The following is an 18,092-nucleotide window of genomic DNA, read 5'->3' on the forward strand; positions in this document are numbered from 1 at the left end:
CCCTAAGATTCATTAACCTTAATGTTCTTCAGTAATGAAATATTTCCTTGCTGGATGAAATCAAAATCGACATTATTACCGACCTTAATCCCACTGAGCATCTCTGGAGAGGTAAAGGTAAAACGCATGGTCATGGCTGGCCAACTGATTGCAGGGATAGCCTCGTGAATGATTGTCACTTTTTTGGTATCAAAATCAATTTCTTTAATAACACCTGTGGCGCTAATAACGTCTTCTTGCACCGCTGACTGTGCCGTTTGAGATGGATCTGAGTGGTGACTTTCTGTTGCTTGTACAGTGAAAGCCAACACTGAAAACAAACTCAATAACGTCACTGTTAATACATTACGCATAGTCATAACGCCTGTTTTAATATCAAAAAAATAAATTATCACTCAACCCACCCGCCACCCAAGGCTGTGAAAAGGTTAACTTCATTCACTTGCTGAGCATATTTCAAATCAAGTATGGATTGTTGGGTTGAGAATAATGAACGTTCGGCATCAAGAACTTCTATATAACTCACAACGCCATTAGAGAATAATATATTTGCTCTTAACACCGTGATTTGTAACGACATAAAATAACGTTTCTGAGCCTCTATTTGTAACTGAATACTATTCCGTAACGATAACGCATCAGAGACCTCTTTAAAGGCATTCTGTATCTTCTTCTCATATTCAAGCACTGATTGCTGTTGGCTAATTTCAGCCAATGTTAGGTTGGCTTTATTTCGCCCCGCGTTAAAGATAGGGATTTCTATTTTAGGTACGAAACTCCACATCCCACTGGCGGTATTAAATAAACTGGATAGCTCGGTGCTGCTGCCAGTTAAATTTCCGGTTAAAGATATCGACGGAAAAAATGCTGCTCTGGCGGCACCAATATTGGCATTCGCCGCCATCAGTACATGCTCGGCGGCTAAAATATCAGGCCGCTGCAACAAAATTTCAGATGACAAATTAGAAGGCAATTTGACTACATCAAGAGAATTAGCTGATTGAAGGTTATCATCCGGTAAAACCGTATATTTCCCCAGTAGCAGTTGTAATGCATGGTTTGCCTGCGCCAGTTCCCCTTCTCTTTTAAATATTTCGCTTTGCGTAGTTTCAATCACGCCTCTGGCCTGTTCCAGCGCTAATAATGTGGTGCGCCCCGTTTGCAGTTGCTGCTCAACAAATGAATAGGAACGCTGATAATTCTCTAACGTTTGCTTTGCCACTAATAATTGATGATATGCCAGTCTCTGATTGAAATAGCTTTGAGAGACACTGGAGACCAGTAAAATATGCACTGACCGCTGGGCCTGCTGACTGGCAAAGTAATTCTGGCGATCGGCTTCACTCATATTTTTTAAACGACCAAAAAAATCCAGATCAAAAATAAGCCCCATACCAATACCATATTGATTGGTGCTCTTAGACTCACTGTTCAGCCCACCGGTATAGGTGATATTTGAAGATGCATTTAACTGTGGGTACCGATCAGCATCGGTCACATTATATTGTGCTCGGGCTTGGGCAACTTTCAGTGTCGCTAACTGTAAATCGCGGTTATGTTGCAGCGCTTCATTAATAAGAACCTTGACTTGAGCATCAGAGAAAAAAGTTCTCCAACCCACATCCTGGATGCCTGTTGAGGGGATAAGCTCATTATGGCTTACAGAAAATTGTTGAGGCACCGGCAATGCTGGGCGCTGGTAGTCTGGGGCCAGTGAAGTACATCCGGTCAGAGCAAACAAAGCGCTTAATGTCAGTACCTTAATTTTAAACATGTTTCTTTCCGTCCAAGAGAGCCAAGGTAAAATAATGACGCCAAACTTTACTGATTGTTATGCCCCATACCTTATCGAAGTAACTCTGTTTAACGCATGACTGAACGATGACAATGCTGTCATTTACGTCATAATCCATTGATATCAGCTAGGTCCTCACTAGAATGGTATGACCAAATCACTATGTCGGAGGATGCGTGAAATTATTGGTTGTCGAGGATGAAGTAAAAACCGGGGAGTATCTCTGTAAAGGATTAACCGAGGCAGGCTTTGTGGTTGATTTAGCCGACAACGGTATGACGGGTTATCACCTCGCAATGACGGCGGATTACGACCTGGTGATCCTTGACATCATGCTGCCTGATATTAATGGCTGGGATATTGTCAAATTGCTGCGTTCTGCAGAGAAAAGTATGCCAATCTTGCTTCTAACCGCCCTTGGGACCATAGAACATCGCGTAAAAGGACTCGAATTAGGAGCAGATGATTATCTGGTTAAACCTTTTGCGTTTGCCGAACTGTTAGCACGAGTAAGAACGTTATTACGTCGGGGTGCTGCGGCTATTGTAGAAAGTCAGTTTCAGGTGGCAGATTTAACCTTGGATTTAGTCACCCGGCGCGTCCTACGAAAAGGTGTGAGGATCACGCTGACCAGTAAAGAATTTACCCTGCTGGAATTTTTTATCCGTCATAAAGGCGAGGTTCTGCCCCGCTCCTTAATTGCATCCCAGGTTTGGGATATGAATTTTGATAGTGATACCAATGCCATTGATGTTGCAGTGAAACGCCTACGCGCTAAAATTGATAACGATTTTGAACCCAAGCTTATTCAGACCGTTCGCGGTGTGGGGTATGTCCTTGAGGTGCCTGATGTGGATTAAGTCGAATCGTCGCCCTTTCTCATTGGCCACCCGTTTAACTTTTTTTATCAGCCTGACCACCATTGCCGCCTTTGCCGTATTCAGTTGGATTTTGATTCACTCGGTCGAAATGCATTTTGAAGAGCAGGATCTCAGTGAGTTAAAACAACTGAGTACCACACTGAGTCGGATTGTTAGCAAAGAGGACGAACCGGAAAAAATACGGATAGATAAACTTCTCAATGCGATAATCAATCATAGTAATACGTTTATTTATCTCGAAAATGATAAGAAAGAAGTTATCTCTCAATCTGAAAATGGCCTTGATTTTAAGCAGGTAATCGCCTCGCCACTGTTCCATAATAGCGTTAATACCGATGATATTATTGTCTGGCATGACCCTATGCCAACCGGTTCAACGCATGATAGTAACGATATGGAACAAACCAGCTATCGTATTATTGCTTTCCCGATAAGGACTCTCGTTGATGGTAAACCGACGACCTACACATTACTTATTGCACTCTCGATTGACTTCCACTTACATTATATCCAACAGCTAAAATACAAACTGATAATGACTGCATTCGTGATCAGTTTAGTCATTATATTTATTGTGCTATTAGCTGTTTATCAAGGACATGCGCCACTTCGCAGTGTAAGCCGAAAAATCCAGAGTATTACCTCCGATAACCTACATGTCAGATTATTGCCGACAGATGTCCCGATAGAATTAGAACAGTTCGTTATGTCATTTAACCATATGATTGAAAGAATAGAGGATGTGTTTACCCGACAATCTCATTTTTCCGCCGATATCGCCCATGAGATCCGCACACCGATTACTAACTTAGTGACTCAGACAGAGATTGCTCTAAGTCAGCCACGTTCAGTCAATGAGTATGAAGATGTTCTTTATTCAAATTTAGAGGAGTTTAATCGAATGGCTAAAATGGTCAGTGATATGTTGTTTCTGGCCCAAGCTGATAATAATTTACTGGTCCCCGAGCGCGTGTCTATTAATCTTAAAACTGAAATTATTAAAGTATTTGATTTTTTTGAAGCCTGGGCCGAGGAGCGTGAAGTCAGCCTGAAATTTGTGGGTAGTCCATTATCCGTAAATGGCGATCCATTAATGCTACGCCGAGCCATCAGTAATTTACTGTCAAATGCAATTCGCTATACCCCTGCGGGAAAGTCGGTCACCGTGAGTGTCACGGATAATTTGGATAATATTCAGCTGGTCGTTGAGAACCCAGGAGTACCAATACCGGCAGAGCACCTTTCTCGGTTATTTGATCGCTTTTACCGTGTCGATCCGTCAAGACAAAGAAAAGGTGATGGCAGTGGCATAGGCTTAGCTATTGTGAAATCTATTATTAGAGCGCATCAAGGTAAAATATCGGTTACCTCTGACGCTATATCAACCAAGTTTATAATACTCTTACCTAAAGAATAAAATATCCCAAATGGAATAGCCTCGTAGAATCAGTGCAATTAAGAAACTAACTGCACTCATTTTAAATGTTACAGGAACATAACCCGTAATAACCCAAAAATAAACTTAATTATGATGCTAATTTTAATCCGATAATTCCTGCCAAAATCAGCCCCAAACTTAACACTCGTGCCAGGCTGGCAGACTCCCCAAGCAGCACAATGCCTAAAATGGCGGTACCTACCGCACCAATCCCCGTCCAGACAGCATAAGCCGTACCTGCCGGTAAGATTTTCATGGCATAGGCCAATAAGAAGACACTAGCCGCCATTGCCACAAGGGTGACAATGCTGGGTGTCAGCCGAGTAAAACCATGGGAATACTTCAGGCCGATGGCCCAAATAACTTCTAACAAACCCGCAATAACCAGAATAATCCAAGCCACGGTAACCACCTCTCTGGGGTCGTCCCCAAATAACAGATGCATGACTGGGTCGTCCCAGACCGCTTATAGATAGGCCCGATACATTATCACGCTAAATAATAAGCAGCAATATCATGATTAGCTGGAAATAAATCCGGCGGCTAATACCGCCGATAGCAAACTGGCCTGCGGGTTATTCTGCGCTACGTTCAATCGCGCTACCTGCGCTTTGAACATCTTTGCCCACACCTTGCGTCGTATTACAGGCACTCAATGACGAGACAACAAGCAAAGAAAAAATCACTGCGATGCTTTTTTTCAACATTATAAAAGATCCTTATGGCATGAAAGTATCTATTCGTCCTATAAGGATAGTCAAAAAACCGCATTGCACTTATTCTGACTCTTAATCTACTAAAAAACGTGTTCTGACGATCCCCCTAACCTGTCCCAGATAGCAGAAAACCGCTTTACGCGGTTTTCTTTCATTCTCAGCGTGAGTGACTCAGTACTACTTACTTAACGCGAGAAACATATTCACCAGAGCGGGTATCAACTTTGATTACTTCGCCAACCTGTACGAATAATGGCACTTTGACCACGGCACCCGTGCTCAGAGTTGCAGGTTTACCACCGGTACCGGCAGTATCACCTTTCAGGCCTGGGTCAGTGTCAACGATTTCGAGTTCAACAAAGTTTGGTGGGGTGACAGCGATAGGTTGACCATTCCACAGCGTTACGATGCATTCAGCCTGATCAATCAGCCACTTACCGTTGTCACCAATCGCTTTTGCATCAGCTTGCAACTGTTCGTAAGTCTCGTTATTCATGAAGTGCCAGAACTCACCGTCGTTGTACAGGTAAGTCAGGTTCAAATCGTTAACGTCTGCGGCTTCGGCTGAGTCGGTAGATTTAAAGGTCTTTTCGACGCGTGAGCCGGTCAGCAGGCGGCGCATTTTAACACGAGCAAAAGCCTGGCCTTTGCCTGGTTTTACGAACTCGCTGGATTCAACTGCATAAGGCTCGCCCTCAAACATGATTTTAAGACCGGGACGAAAATCGTTGCTATAATAAGTGGCCATAATGGTCCTCAAGAAACTGGTAGTTAAGCCTAAAAAATGGCAAGTATTGTAACCCGAAACATGCCAATTAGAGAAGATTGGTTGCAACAACTCGCCGATGTAATTACTGATCCGGACGAATTGCTGCGTATTCTGTTCTTAAATGAACACCCTAACCTGCAACAAGGCACCGCAGCGCGTCGTTTATTTCCCCTAAGAGTGCCCCGCGCTTTTGTTGCGCGCATGCAGCCGGGAGATCCTTCAGACCCTTTATTGCTCCAGGTGCTCACGGTGCGCGAAGAGTTTATCGCCGCCCCCGGTTTTACCAACGACCCGCTTGATGAACAACGTAGCGTTGTCCCCGGATTGCTGCATAAATATCGTAACCGCGCACTGCTGCTGGTTAAAGGCGGCTGTGCCGTCAATTGCCGCTACTGTTTCCGCCGCCATTTCCCCTATCAGGATAACCAAGGCAACAAAGCCAATTGGCATCAGGCTCTGGAGTATATTCGCCAACATCCTGAACTGGACGAGATCATTTTTTCAGGCGGTGACCCGTTAATGGCAAAAGATCATGAACTTAGCGGGTTGCTGGACGAACTAGAAAGTATTAACCATATTAAACGGTTACGTATCCATACCCGGTTACCGGTGGTGATCCCTGCCCGTATTACTCCCGTCCTGTGTCAACGGCTGGAGGTGTCACGATTACAGGTGTTGATGGTGACACATATAAATCATGCCAATGAAATCGATCAGCCTTTGCGAGACAGCATGACACAGCTAAAACGGGCTGGAGTGACGCTATTAAACCAGAGTGTGTTGCTGCGTGGCGTCAATAATGACGCCGAGGTGTTGGCAACGCTGAGTAACGCCTTATTTGATGCCGGAATTTTGCCTTACTACATTCATGTGCTGGATAGAGTGCAGGGTGCAGCTCACTTTATGGTCGATGACGATGAAGCCCGGCAATTAATCAAAGGATTACTCAGCCGAGTTTCCGGTTATCTGGTCCCACGTCTGGCACGGGAAATTGGTGGGCAACCCAGCAAAACGCCACTGGATCTCCGGTTGATGCAGGATGAATAATTCGGGTGACAAATCTGTAACTTGAAAGATGATACTAGATATAGACCCTATAGATTTCAAGATACAGGAAGGCGGCAAATGAAAGAATCCCGAATCACTTACTCAAGTAAGTGATTCGGGTGATTGAGTGCAGCCAACACCTCTGTATGACGGTATAACAATCAGGGGATGCCATGGCATCCCCTGTTTTATTCGATTGGGTGCCTAAGGTATTAAGGGCACTTATAAACTTCACCAACCATTTTGCTGTCTAATGGCGCAAAGCTTGATAAAAAGGTTTCGCTCGGGCTGGTCGCACCATAAATCACGTTGCCACCCATTGCTGCGGCTTTATTGCGCAGGTCGTTTGCTGCACCACGCATCGCGCTGCTTTCGCCACCGCCACCTGAGAACCAGTTACTCTGAGTCCCCGTCACCTGGCCTACCAACTGACATTCACTACCAGGTTTAGTATCGGAGAACTTCACTTGCTCACCCGCCGAACCCAATTGGTTAGTGGAGCTACAGCCTGCCAGCAACAGTGCTGCTGAAAGACCAAGTAACATTTTAATCCGCATTTTTTTCCCCATTCGAAGTTGAGAATCACGCTAGAGATTACCAGAAAGCACCGCTGCCGCAAGGTTATGACCGATAAAATAAAAGCGAGCAGGTCACCCTACTCGCTTTCATCAACAGCTTGTCCCTTTCGCTACCAATCTAATGGTAACTCAAAGGTTGGCAGCATTACATCATGCCGCCCATGCCGCCCATACCACCCATGCCGCCAGCGCCCATATCACCGCCTTTGTCATCACGTGGCAGGTCAGTGATCATGCACTCGGTGGTGATCATCAGACCAGCAATAGAGGCTGCGTACTGCAAAGCAGAACGAGTCACTTTAGTTGGATCCAAGATACCCATCGCGATCATGTCGCCGTATTCTTCGGTATAAGCGTTGTAACCGTAGCTACCTGAACCCGCTTTAACGTTGTTCGCGATAACAGAGGCTTCTTCACCAGCGTTAACCACGATCTGACGCAATGGAGATTCCATCGCACGCAGAGCAACTTTGATACCCACGTTCTGGTCTTCGTTATCGCCTTTCAGGCCAGACTTGGTGATAGCCGATGCAGCACGAATCAGTGCAACACCACCACCGGCAACTACGCCTTCTTCTACTGCCGCACGGGTTGCATGCAGAGCATCTTCAACGCGTGCTTTCTTCTCTTTCATTTCAACTTCAGTTGCGGCGCCCACTTTGATAACGGCAACGCCGCCAGCCAATTTAGCGACACGCTCTTGCAGTTTTTCTTTGTCATAATCAGACGTCGCATCTTCAATTTGCTGACGGATCTGAGTAACGCGGCCCTGAATTGCAGCTTCGTCACCTACGCCATCGATGATGATAGTGGTGTCTTTATTGATAACAATACGTTTTGCCTGACCCAGATCTTCCAGAGTGGTTTTTTCCAGTTCCAGACCGATCTCTTCAGAAATAACAGTACCGCCTGTCAGGGTCGCGATGTCTTGCAGCATGGCTTTACGACGGTCGCCGAAACCAGGTGCTTTAACCGCTGCTACTTTAACAATGCCGCGCATGGTGTTAACTACCAGCGTCGCCAGCGCTTCGCCTTCAACGTCTTCTGCGATGATCAGCAGTGGTTTACCGGCTTTCGCTACGGCTTCCAGTACTGGCAGCATTTCACGGATGTTAGAGATTTTCTTGTCGGCCAACAGGATGAATGGGCTTTCAAGTTCAATAGAACCTGTTTCTGGTTTATTGATGAAGTAAGGAGACAGGTAGCCACGGTCGAACTGCATACCTTCTACTACGTCCAGCTCATCTTGCAGACCTGAACCTTCTTCAACAGTAATAACGCCTTCTTTACCGACTTTTTCCATCGCTTGAGCGATCAGTTCACCCACGGTGGAGTCGGAGTTGGCAGAGATAGTCCCTACCTGAGCGATAGCTTTAGAATCAGAGCAAGGCACAGACAGTTTTTTCAGTTCTTCAACCGCAGCGATAACTGCTTTGTCGATACCGCGTTTCAGATCCATTGGGTTCATGCCGGCCGCAACTGCTTTCAGGCCTTCAGTGATAATGGATTGAGCCAATACAGTTGCAGTAGTGGTACCGTCACCCGCCGCGTCATTCGCTTTAGAGGCAACTTCTTTAACCATCTGCGCACCCATGTTCTCAAACTTGTCTTCCAGTTCGATCTCACGTGCAACAGAAACACCGTCTTTGGTGATAGTTGGAGAGCCGAAAGACTTATCCAGAACTACGTTACGGCCTTTCGGGCCCAGGGTTACTTTCACTGCATCAGCAAGGATGTTTACGCCGCGTAGCATTTTGATGCGAGCGTCGTTACCGAATTTTACGTCTTTAGCTGCCATTAGTATTTCCCTTAACTCGTTCAGTTCAGAAGATTAGAGAGCGTGATTACGCTTCAACAATTGCCAGAATGTCGCTTTCGGACATGATCAACACTTCTTCATGGTCGATCTTCTCTACCTTCACGCCATAACCATCGCTGAAAATAACGATGTCGCCTACTTTCACATCCAGCGGCTTAATCTCACCGTTATCCAGGATGCGACCATTGCCAACTGCCAAAACTTCACCTCGGGTAGATTTACCCGCAGCAGTGCCAGTCAAAACGATGCCGCCAGCAGATTTGGATTCAACTTCTTTACGCTTGACGATAACGCGGTCATGCAATGGACGAATTTTCATTGATAGCTCTCCTATGAGAAGGTCCGTATCAGGATTAGGATTAGATACCGGTATGCCTTCATAACCGATACCATGGTTTTCTAAGTGGGGGCGACTTCTCATTCCTTCAAGGGAGAGGACAAAAAAAAATTCAGTTTTTTCTTGTCCTAAGCGGGTTGATTTTAGTCACCTCGCCGCTGCCCCATCAAAAAAAGCACTGTAATTTACTTTATAAATTTATGATTAATAAACAGGCTATTAGAAAGGCTCAGCCGCTTACTTGTCATCTTTAAAACGATTATCTGTCGATTTATCATCCTCATCGGGACGATGCTCTACCGTAAAGCTATCATCGGTTTTACGCTGAAACTCGCCATCAAAGGTATTTCCGCCGCCCATTGGGCCAGAATTATTGTTATCAAAACCCCCAGCACCAAAACTGCCGCCACGATAAATTTTCAGATGTGGCATCAGTTTTAGCGTCAACGATTTTTGAATTGGCGGCAATAACAGCAGCAACCCGATAAAGTCGGTGAAGAAGCCGGGGATCAATAATAAGAAACCGGCTAACACCAGTGAGACACTTTTGACCATCTCTGCCGCCGGACTTTCACCCGCAGCCAGTTTTTGTTGCATCTGCATAAAGGTTTTCATCCCTTGGTTGCGCACCAGAGAGACCCCTACACAAGAGCTTAAAATCACCAGCAGCAGGGTAACTAACACACCAAATACGGCTGCGACCTTGATAAATATCGATATTTCTATATATGCCAATAAAAATATCAGCGCTAACGGTAACCAACGCACCGCGTTCTCCTTATTCCAATCATTCAGTACCCCTCAGCAAGTAAACCTGCCTGACAGATACCATGAAAACCTTGACCCAGATGGCGCTGACACGGCTCTTTCCCTACTTAGCGGATTTCGGCGTTAGCTACCCCCTTCAACTTGGGTCGACTACAGTAAAATGGTGGTGGTTGCATCGTTTTTCAAGCTGAGGCAATACTTTTATTACTCATTAATCTAACTGTGAGAAGAATCACAGATATTAGATCATCTCGATTAATTCCCACATATAGTGATCTCAGTTCAAGGCTTTTTATCGCTAAGCAGCATATGATCCTGTCAGCAAGATGATGAGTGGTTAATCTTTCCGCGCTAATGGTTCATAGCGGCATCATATTGCTAACGGCGGCATAATTACGTTAACAAAGACAAAACAAGACAGCACACTAGAGAAGGTTCTCATGTCAAATAACATTCGTATTGAAGAAGACCTGTTAGGTACACGAGAAGTCCCCGCAGAGGCTTACTACGGTGTTCATACCCTGCGTGCGATTGAAAACTTCTATATAAGTAACAGCAAAATCAGTGATGTTCCGGAATTTGTACGCGGCATGGTCATGGTAAAAAAAGCAGCGGCAATGGCAAACAAAGAGTTGCACACTATCCCACGCAAAATTGCTGACATCATTATTCAGGCATGTGACGAAGTTCTGGATAAAGGGAAGTGTATGGATCAGTTCCCGGTCGACGTATTCCAGGGCGGTGCCGGTACCTCTTTAAACATGAATACCAATGAAGTTCTGGCCAATATCGGTCTGGAGCTAATGGGTCACCAGAAGGGAGAGTATCAATACCTCAACCCTAACGACCATCTGAACAAATGCCAATCCACCAACGATGCCTACCCAACCGGTTTCCGCATTGCGGTTTATGCTTCCATCATGAAGCTGATCGACGCCATCAACCAGTTAAAAGAAGGCTTCGAAAGAAAATCCAAGGAATTCGAAAAAATCCTGAAAATGGGCCGTACCCAATTGCAGGACGCGGTACCAATGACACTGGGGCAGGAATTCAAAGCCTTCGCGGTATTATTAAAAGAAGAAACCAAAAACCTGCAACGTACCGCAGAGTTACTGCTGGAAGTTAACCTCGGTGCCACCGCTATCGGTACTGCGCTAAACACGCCAGAAGGTTACTCCCCGTTAGCAATACAAAAACTTTCTGAAATCAGTGGGTTCCCTTGTGTTCCGGCAGAAGATCTAATCGAAGCCACCTCCGACTGTGGTGCTTACGTGATGGTGCACAGCGCACTGAAACGTCTGGCCGTTAAGATGTCAAAAATCTGCAACGACTTACGTTTATTGTCGTCTGGCCCACGTACTGGTTTGAATGAAATTAACTTGCCGGAATTGCAGGCCGGTTCTTCTATCATGCCCGCTAAAGTTAACCCGGTTATTCCTGAAGTGGTCAACCAGGTTTGTTTTAAGGTGATCGGCAACGACACTTGCATTACTATGGCGGCCGAAGCAGGCCAGCTCCAATTGAACGTGATGGAGCCGGTAATTGGTCAGGCGATGTTTGAGTCTATCCATATCCTGACAAATGCTTGCTACAACCTGTTGGAAAAATGCATCAACGGTATTACTGCCAATAAAGAGGTCTGCGAACGTTACGTCTTTAACTCCATCGGTATCGTCACCTATCTCAACCCATTCATTGGCCACCATAATGGTGACATCGTGGGTAAAATCTGTGCACAAACCGGTAAAAATGTACGGGAAGTGGTTCTGGAACGCGGCTTATTAACTGAAGCCGAGCTGGACGACATTTTCTCTATTGAGAACCTGATGCATCCGGCTTATAAAGCGAAACGTTACACCGATGAAAATGAACAATAAAATAATCATCCGGTAGCCCGATACCCAAGTTCTTTTAGGATGCAGGTAGGCGGCAACTGAACGAAGCCCCAAGAGCTTACTCAAGTAAGTGACTGGGGTGAGTAAAGGCAGCCAACACCCCTACAGCTTGAAAGGCGACGGGTATATAAGGCACGCATGATCCTCTGGACAGCGTGCCTTTTTACTTTCGGGCAAATACAATTTTTTAACTTTAATTTTTCATTTGGATCAAGGAGTAAACACTATGATAGCCGTAGAATTAGTCATCGTTCTGCTGGCCATTTTTTTAGGGGCCAGGTTAGGCGGTATCGGTATAGGATTTGCAGGTGGGATTGGTGTTCTGGTGTTAGCTATCATTGGTGTCAAACCAGGTAGTATTCCATTCGACGTCATCTCAATCATCATGGCCGTTATCGCGGCAATCTCTGCAATGCAGGTAGCAGGCGGCATGGATTATCTGGTGCAGCAAACTGAAAAGTTACTGCGTAAGAATCCAAAACACATCACTATCCTTGCTCCGCTGGTCACCTATTTTCTGACCATCTTTGCCGGGACAGGTAATATTTCTCTTTCTGCTCTGCCGGTGATTGCAGAAGTGGCGAAAGAACAAGGCATCAAACCTTGCCGGCCTCTGTCTACTGCCGTGGTTTCCGCACAAATCGCGATTACCGCATCGCCAATTTCTGCAGCAGTGGTTTACATGTCTTCCGTCATGGAAGGTCACGGCGTTAGCTATCTGCATCTGCTGATGATCGTCATCCCATCCACCCTGTGCGCAGTGTTTGTGATGTCACTGATCGTTTCCTGGTGTTTTAACTCCAAACTGTCTGATGACCCAGTCTACCTGAAGCGTTTGGAAGAAGGCTTGGTGACACTGCGTGGCGATACGGTAACCGTGATCAAACCTCGGGCTAAAACCTCGGTACTGCTGTTCCTGGCGGGTGTCGTGTGTGTGGTGGCTTATGCGATTATCAACAGCCCAAGTGTCGGTCTGGTGGCAACACCGCTGATGAACACCACTAACGCTATTTTGATCATTATGCTGAGTGTGGCAACCATTACCACATTGGCGTGTTCGGTTGATACCGATGCCATCCTGAACTCCAGTACGTTCAAAGCGGGTATGAGCGCCTGTATCTGTATTCTTGGTGTAGCCTGGTTGGGTGATACCTTTGTGCAGCACAATCTGGACTGGATTAAAGAGACTGCGGGTAGCCTGATTCAGGCTCATTCATGGTTACTGGCTGTTATCTTCTTCTTCTGTTCGGCACTGCTTTACTCTCAGGCGGCAACAGCCAAGGCATTGATGCCAATGGCGATGGCACTGAACGTTTCACCACTGGCGGCGATTGCTTCTTTCGCAGCGGTTTCTGGTCTGTTCATTCTGCCTACCTACCCAACACTGGTAGCCGCAGTACAAATGGATGATACCGGCACCACGCGTATCGGTCGCTTCGTGTTTAACCACCCGTTCTTTATCCCTGGCACCATCGGCGTTGTACTGGCCGTTTGCTTCGGCTTTGTGATGGGCGGCCTGGTTCTGTAATCAGTCTCTGTATCAATAAGCGGGCGCATCACGCGCTCCGCTTCTCACTTTGATATCTCACCGTGATATAAATCATCTTCTGTCCCTCCCTCGCTCGCGTTATAGTACCTACTTCGTCATATAAGCCGCGCGACCTATGAGGTTAAAATGTCTGATTGTGATGCGATTATTTGTGATGCGATTATTTGTGATGCGATTGTGGTATTGTGCACCACCCCTGATGAAGCCAGCGCACAGGATTTAGCCGCGCGGGTTCTGGGTGAAAAATTGGCCGCCTGCGCCACCTTGTTGCCAGGTGCGACCTCGATTTACTACTGGGAAGGTAAGCTGCAACAAGAGTATGAAGTCCAGCTTTTGTTCAAAAGCAATACAGCTCATCAGCAGGCGCTTCTCAGCTATATCAAACAACATCACCCCTACCAGACACCTGAATTGTTGGTGCTGCCGGTACGGGATGGAGATAAAAATTACCTGTCATGGCTCAACGCTTCATTACTCTGATTCTGCTGCTGTGCAGCGTTTTACTCGCTCCGCACAGCACACAAGCCTCACTGTTTGGTGATAATGCGACTTTTGGCCAAAAAAGCACCCAGAGCCGATTTATTCCGGTGGATCAGGCGTTTGCCTTTGATTTTCGCCAACAGGGCGACCAGCTCACACTGAGTTGGCAGGTTCATCCCGACTATTATCTTTATCGTCAGCAAATAAAAATTGTGCCGCACAACGCCACTCTCGGGGTATTTACCCTGCCCGAAGGCATCGCCCATCATGATGAGTTCTACGGCGAAGTGGCGATTTTCAAGCAGCAGCTAACGCTGAATATCCCGATTACGCAGGCCGGTGAGCAGGCGAGTGTCAGTGTGACCTATCAGGGCTGCGCAGAAGCCGGTTTTTGTTATCCGCCGGAGACACGGGTGGTTCCACTTAATACCGTGATAGCCGGTTCAGCCCCTGCGGTGGCTGCCGAGGCCACAACGCCGTCCGCGAATACTACGACACCGGTCGCGGCTGAATTGCCATTCTCTCCATTGTGGGCGCTATTAATTGGTATTGGCATCGCCTTCACCCCCTGCGTGTTGCCAATGTACCCCCTGATTTCAGCTATTATTCTTGGCCGCGAGAAGCCCCATAGTCAGCGGCGGATATTGCTGTTGGCGGTGGTGTACGTGCAAGGGATGGCACTGACCTATACCTTACTCGGTTTGGTGGTGGCAGCGGCGGGTTTACAATTTCAGGCCGCGTTGCAGCATCCTTATGTGCTGATGGGCTTGTCAGCGCTGTTCGTATTGCTGGCACTCTCGATGTTCGGCCTGTACTCCCTGCAATTGCCGTCGTCACTGCAAACCCGGCTGGTGCAGTGGAGTAGCAGCCAACGTGGCGGGTCGCTGGCGGGTGTCTTTGCTATGGGCGCCCTGGCGGGTCTGATTTGCTCCCCGTGCACCACTGCGCCACTCAGTGCCATTCTGCTGTATATCGCCCAAAGCGGTAATATGCTGGCCGGTGGGGGCACGCTCTATTTATATGCTTTAGGAATGGGTATTCCGCTGGTGATTGTGACGCTGTTCGGCAACAAGCTGATCCCGCGCAGTGGCCCGTGGATGCAATATGTCAAAGAAGCTTTCGGCTTTGTCATTCTGGCGCTGCCAGTGTTCTTGCTGGAAAGAGTGCTGGGGGATGTTTGGGGCTTACGTTTATGGAGCCTGCTGGCAATTGCCTTCTTCGGCTGGGCGTTTGTATTAAGTCTGAAAGCACATTCTGGTTGGGCGCGAGCTTGTCAGTTATTGCTGCTGGCCACCTTACTGGTGGCTGCTCGCCCGCTGCAAGACTGGGCTTTCGGCAACCATATACAACAGAGTGAAATTAAGCACTTAGGTTTTAAGTCAGTGACCGATTTGCCTCAATTACAGGCGGCATTAGCCCAAGCGAAAGGTCAGCCGGTGATGCTGGATTTATACGCCGACTGGTGTGTTGCCTGTAAAGAGTTTGAAAAATACACTTTCAGTGATGACAAGATTCAGCGCCAGCTAGCCGATACTGTACTACTTCAAGCTGACGTAACAGCCAACAGCACCGAACATGGCGCGCTGTTGAGACAGCTAAATGTGTTGGGCTTGCCGACCATCCTGTTTTTCGATGCGCAGGGTAATGAAATCCCCGCAGCCAGAGTGACCGGTTTTATGAATGCTACGGAATTCTTGCAGCATTTACAAAATCTACCGCGCTAGCTGTTAACTGATTAATATCCTTTTAGGTGGATGAGTATTGAGTCCGGCTCATTCACCCTCGTTTTTAGCTTTCCCCACCGCCATCCCTATCGCCAGCGTGGCAGCAATATTACGCGCGGTCATAAACACATTGGCCGCCGCATTGTCCAGCGCTTGCTCTAGGGTACAAATACGGTAAATCACACTGAATACCGCATCTAATCCATGCTCATACACCACCTCAACATCGTCGGTCAGGCTACCCGCAATACCAATCACCGGCTTGTTATAACGTTTGGCCACTCTGGCAACACCGATAGGCACCTTGCCGTGAATAGTTTGGCTATCAATCCGCCCTTCGCCGGTAATCACAAAAGTGGCATCCCTGACCAATGCGTCCAGACCAAGAGCATCGGTCACAATATCAATGCCAGGGCTTAAGGTCGCACCGCAAAACGCCAATAATGCCGCCCCTAATCCACCGGCGGCACCAGCCCCCTCGACCTGATCAACATCAATATCCAGCTGACGTTTAATCACACCGGCGTAATGCCGCAATCCCTCATCCAGTTGGTTCACCATTTCCGGTGTCGCACCTTTCTGCGGCCCAAAAATAGCCGATGCCCCTTCGCTACCCGTCAGCGGATTGGTGACATCGCAAGCCACGTCGATTTGGCATTGTTTAATCCGTGGATCCAAAGACGAAATATCAATCACATCCAGTTCTGCCAGCTTACTGCCACCAAAGCCGATCGGCTGACCATGCTTATCCAACAGCCTGACACCCAGTGCCTGCACCATGCCCGCGCCGCCATCATTGGTTGCGCTGCCACCGATACCGATAATGATATGTTTAACGCCGTGATCCAGCGCATGACCAATCACTTCACCGGTACCGTATGAAGTGGTTTTCAGTGGATTACGTAGCCCTGGCGGGACTAACGCCAAGCCACTGGCCGCCGCCATTTCAATAAAAGCAGACTTTTCATCACCGGATATCCCGTAAAAAGCCGCGACGTCATCGCCTAACGGGCCAGTCACATTAATCTTAATAATCCTGCCAGCAGTCGCCGCTACCATCGCCGCCACAGTGCCTTCACCACCATCGGCAAGCGGCAACTTAATATATTGTGCATCAGGGAATTGGGTACGAAAACCCGCTTCTATCTGCACCGCAACATCCAGTGCGGAGAGACTTTCTTTATAAGAGTCTGGGGCAATGACTATTTTCATAACTGATTCGATCTCATAAGCTATCCAATGTCGCACAGAATACGACTTTATCAACCAGCCGCTCAGAATAACGGAGGGCTTATTAGTATAGCCCTGTCATCTTGTGGCAAGCGGATACAGCATAAAATGCGCCCTGCTTCACAGACTGCGGAATAGCAAAAGTCATGCTGTAATCCTGCCGTTATAGATTAGCCAACAACGAAATGGTAAAGAGTTAGAAAAATCTCGCGGCAGTAGTGATAAGGTACAAGGTCTGCTGGCAGAACGTGCCAATATCTGCCGATACCTATTAACCTATACCCTATCGGTGGTGGTAAACCACACTTGCCAGATAAGAAGTTGGAGGAGAGCAACGTGCAACGTGAACAAGTTTTAAGCAGTGCGCTCAATCTGTTAGAGCAGCAAGGGCTGGCAAATACCACGCTGGAAATGCTGGCAAAAGAAGTGTCAGTCGAGGTTAGTGCTCTGGCTCGTTTCTGGCCAGATCGCGAGGCTTTGCTGTATGACTGCTTACGTTATCATGGTCAACAGATCGATACCTGGCGGCGACAGTTGCAATTAGACGAGACGTTATCGCCAAAGCAAAAGTTACTGGCACGCTACCAAACACTCGGTGAACAAGTGAAAAACCAGCGCTACCCCGGTTGCCTGTTTATTGCCGCGTGCAGTTTCTATCCTGATGATGAACACCCTATTCACCAATTGGCTGAGCAGCAAAAAGAAGCCTCGCTATGCTATACGCTGGAATTGCTGAGAGAAATGGAGGCTGATGATGCCGAGATGGTCGCCCAGCAGATGGAGCTTATCTTGGAAGGCTGCCTGAGCAAGTTGCTGGTGAAACGTCAACTCGTCGATGTTGACGTTGCCAAACGCCTGGCTGAAGATGTATTGGAAGTCGCCCAATGCCGTAAAAATGGTGCGCTGAGCTAAAAGCGGCTGAACAGAATTTCACGGTAATCTGAGCAGAATTTTCTATTTTTGCCTGAAAAGAGAGCGATCAGCATAGTTTTAGTGGTTTTAAGCTATAAATTCGTTGACGATCAGCGGCCAATACGGTTTAATGCGCCCCGTTGCCCGGATAGCT

Annotated in this window: 18 protein-coding genes; 8 read left to right on the forward strand and 10 right to left on the reverse strand. The window is 47.2% G+C overall.

Features of this window, described 5'->3' with window-relative positions; translation table 11 throughout:
• Positions 1-2 precede the first annotated feature (2 nt).
• Together cusF and AEP37_RS11900 are read right to left on the reverse strand one after the other, a co-directional pair.
• Complete coding sequence (gene cusF, locus AEP37_RS11895) at positions 3-353, reverse strand: cation efflux system protein CusF (protein ID WP_049613523.1); 351 nt, start codon at positions 351-353, stop codon at positions 3-5.
• Positions 354-391: 38 nt separating this feature from the next.
• Complete coding sequence (locus AEP37_RS11900; RefSeq protein WP_049613503.1) at positions 392-1,774, reverse strand: Cu(I)/Ag(I) efflux RND transporter outer membrane protein; 1,383 nt, start codon at positions 1,772-1,774, stop codon at positions 392-394.
• 197 nt (positions 1,775-1,971) lie between these two features.
• On the opposite strand from AEP37_RS11900, the gene AEP37_RS11905 reads away from it, so the two are divergent.
• Complete coding sequence (locus tag AEP37_RS11905) at positions 1,972-2,655, forward strand: copper/silver response regulator transcription factor (RefSeq protein WP_049613504.1); 684 nt, start codon at positions 1,972-1,974, stop codon at positions 2,653-2,655.
• Positions 2,645-4,093: a Cu(+)/Ag(+) sensor histidine kinase gene (locus AEP37_RS11910; RefSeq protein ID WP_049613505.1), complete on the forward strand. Its 1,449-nt coding sequence runs from the start codon at positions 2,645-2,647 to the stop codon at positions 4,091-4,093. The genes AEP37_RS11905 and AEP37_RS11910 overlap by 11 nt, the downstream gene beginning before the upstream one ends.
• Positions 4,094-4,202: 109 nt before the next feature.
• On the opposite strand, the gene sugE is transcribed toward AEP37_RS11910, so the two are convergent.
• From sugE to efp, 3 genes are all read right to left on the reverse strand, one after another.
• Positions 4,203-4,517 (reverse strand): quaternary ammonium compound efflux SMR transporter SugE, encoded by a 315-nt coding sequence (gene sugE / locus AEP37_RS11915; protein WP_049613524.1) that lies wholly within the window; start codon positions 4,515-4,517, stop codon positions 4,203-4,205.
• A 172-nt stretch (positions 4,518-4,689) separates the two neighbouring features.
• On the reverse strand, positions 4,690-4,821 hold the full coding sequence (locus AEP37_RS11920) for an entericidin A/B family lipoprotein (RefSeq protein WP_049613506.1): 132 nt from the start codon (positions 4,819-4,821) through the stop codon (positions 4,690-4,692).
• A 190-nt stretch (positions 4,822-5,011) separates the two neighbouring features.
• A complete protein-coding gene (efp, locus tag AEP37_RS11925) occupies positions 5,012-5,578 on the reverse strand; it encodes an elongation factor P (RefSeq protein ID WP_049613507.1) in 567 nt (188 codons plus the stop codon).
• Positions 5,579-5,614: 36 nt separating this feature from the next.
• Between efp and epmB the strand changes: the two genes are divergently transcribed.
• Positions 5,615-6,646 carry an EF-P beta-lysylation protein EpmB gene (epmB, locus tag AEP37_RS11930; RefSeq protein WP_049613508.1) on the forward strand — a complete coding sequence of 344 codons (1,032 nt, stop codon included), beginning with the start codon at positions 5,615-5,617 and terminating at the stop codon, positions 6,644-6,646.
• Positions 6,647-6,858: 212 nt separating this feature from the next.
• On the opposite strand, the gene AEP37_RS11935 is transcribed toward epmB, so the two are convergent.
• From AEP37_RS11935 to AEP37_RS11950, 4 genes are all read right to left on the reverse strand, one after another.
• Complete coding sequence (locus AEP37_RS11935) at positions 6,859-7,203, reverse strand: DUF4156 domain-containing protein (protein WP_049613509.1); 345 nt, start codon at positions 7,201-7,203, stop codon at positions 6,859-6,861.
• Between the two features lie 166 nt (positions 7,204-7,369).
• Positions 7,370-9,022: a chaperonin GroEL gene (groL, locus tag AEP37_RS11940; protein WP_049613510.1), complete on the reverse strand. Its 1,653-nt coding sequence runs from the start codon at positions 9,020-9,022 to the stop codon at positions 7,370-7,372.
• 46 nt (positions 9,023-9,068) lie between these two features.
• On the reverse strand, positions 9,069-9,362 hold the full coding sequence (locus tag AEP37_RS11945) for a co-chaperone GroES (RefSeq protein WP_049613511.1): 294 nt from the start codon (positions 9,360-9,362) through the stop codon (positions 9,069-9,071).
• 255 nt (positions 9,363-9,617) lie between these two features.
• Positions 9,618-10,148 (reverse strand): FxsA family protein, encoded by a 531-nt coding sequence (locus tag AEP37_RS11950; RefSeq protein ID WP_049613512.1) that lies wholly within the window; start codon positions 10,146-10,148, stop codon positions 9,618-9,620.
• 440 nt (positions 10,149-10,588) lie between these two features.
• Between AEP37_RS11950 and aspA the strand changes: the two genes are divergently transcribed.
• The 4 genes from aspA to AEP37_RS11970 all read left to right on the forward strand — a co-directional run bounded on the left by aspA (position 10,589) and on the right by AEP37_RS11970 (position 15,796).
• On the forward strand, positions 10,589-12,025 hold the full coding sequence (gene aspA / locus AEP37_RS11955; protein ID WP_049613513.1) for an aspartate ammonia-lyase: 1,437 nt from the start codon (positions 10,589-10,591) through the stop codon (positions 12,023-12,025).
• Between the two features lie 244 nt (positions 12,026-12,269).
• Positions 12,270-13,571 carry an anaerobic C4-dicarboxylate transporter gene (locus AEP37_RS11960; protein WP_049613514.1) on the forward strand — a complete coding sequence of 434 codons (1,302 nt, stop codon included), beginning with the start codon at positions 12,270-12,272 and terminating at the stop codon, positions 13,569-13,571.
• Between the two features lie 147 nt (positions 13,572-13,718).
• Positions 13,719-14,072 (forward strand): divalent cation tolerance protein CutA, encoded by a 354-nt coding sequence (cutA, locus tag AEP37_RS11965; RefSeq protein ID WP_049613515.1) that lies wholly within the window; start codon positions 13,719-13,721, stop codon positions 14,070-14,072.
• Positions 14,048-15,796: a protein-disulfide reductase DsbD gene (locus AEP37_RS11970; protein WP_049613516.1), complete on the forward strand. Its 1,749-nt coding sequence runs from the start codon at positions 14,048-14,050 to the stop codon at positions 15,794-15,796. The genes cutA and AEP37_RS11970 overlap by 25 nt, the downstream gene beginning before the upstream one ends.
• 48 nt (positions 15,797-15,844) lie before the next feature.
• Here AEP37_RS11970 and AEP37_RS11975 read toward each other — a convergent pair whose 3' ends face one another.
• Complete coding sequence (locus tag AEP37_RS11975) at positions 15,845-17,008, reverse strand: glycerate kinase (protein ID WP_049613517.1); 1,164 nt, start codon at positions 17,006-17,008, stop codon at positions 15,845-15,847.
• A 354-nt stretch (positions 17,009-17,362) separates the two neighbouring features.
• Here AEP37_RS11975 and AEP37_RS11980 point away from each other — a divergent pair, with 354 nt between their 5' ends.
• On the forward strand, positions 17,363-17,938 hold the full coding sequence (locus AEP37_RS11980; RefSeq protein ID WP_049613518.1) for a transcriptional regulator: 576 nt from the start codon (positions 17,363-17,365) through the stop codon (positions 17,936-17,938).
• Positions 17,939-18,092: the final 154 nt, after the last annotated feature.

Origin of the sequence: Yersinia pekkanenii, from assembly GCF_001152565.1 — a bacterium.
Lineage (GTDB): Bacteria > Pseudomonadota > Gammaproteobacteria > Enterobacterales > Enterobacteriaceae > Yersinia > Yersinia pekkanenii.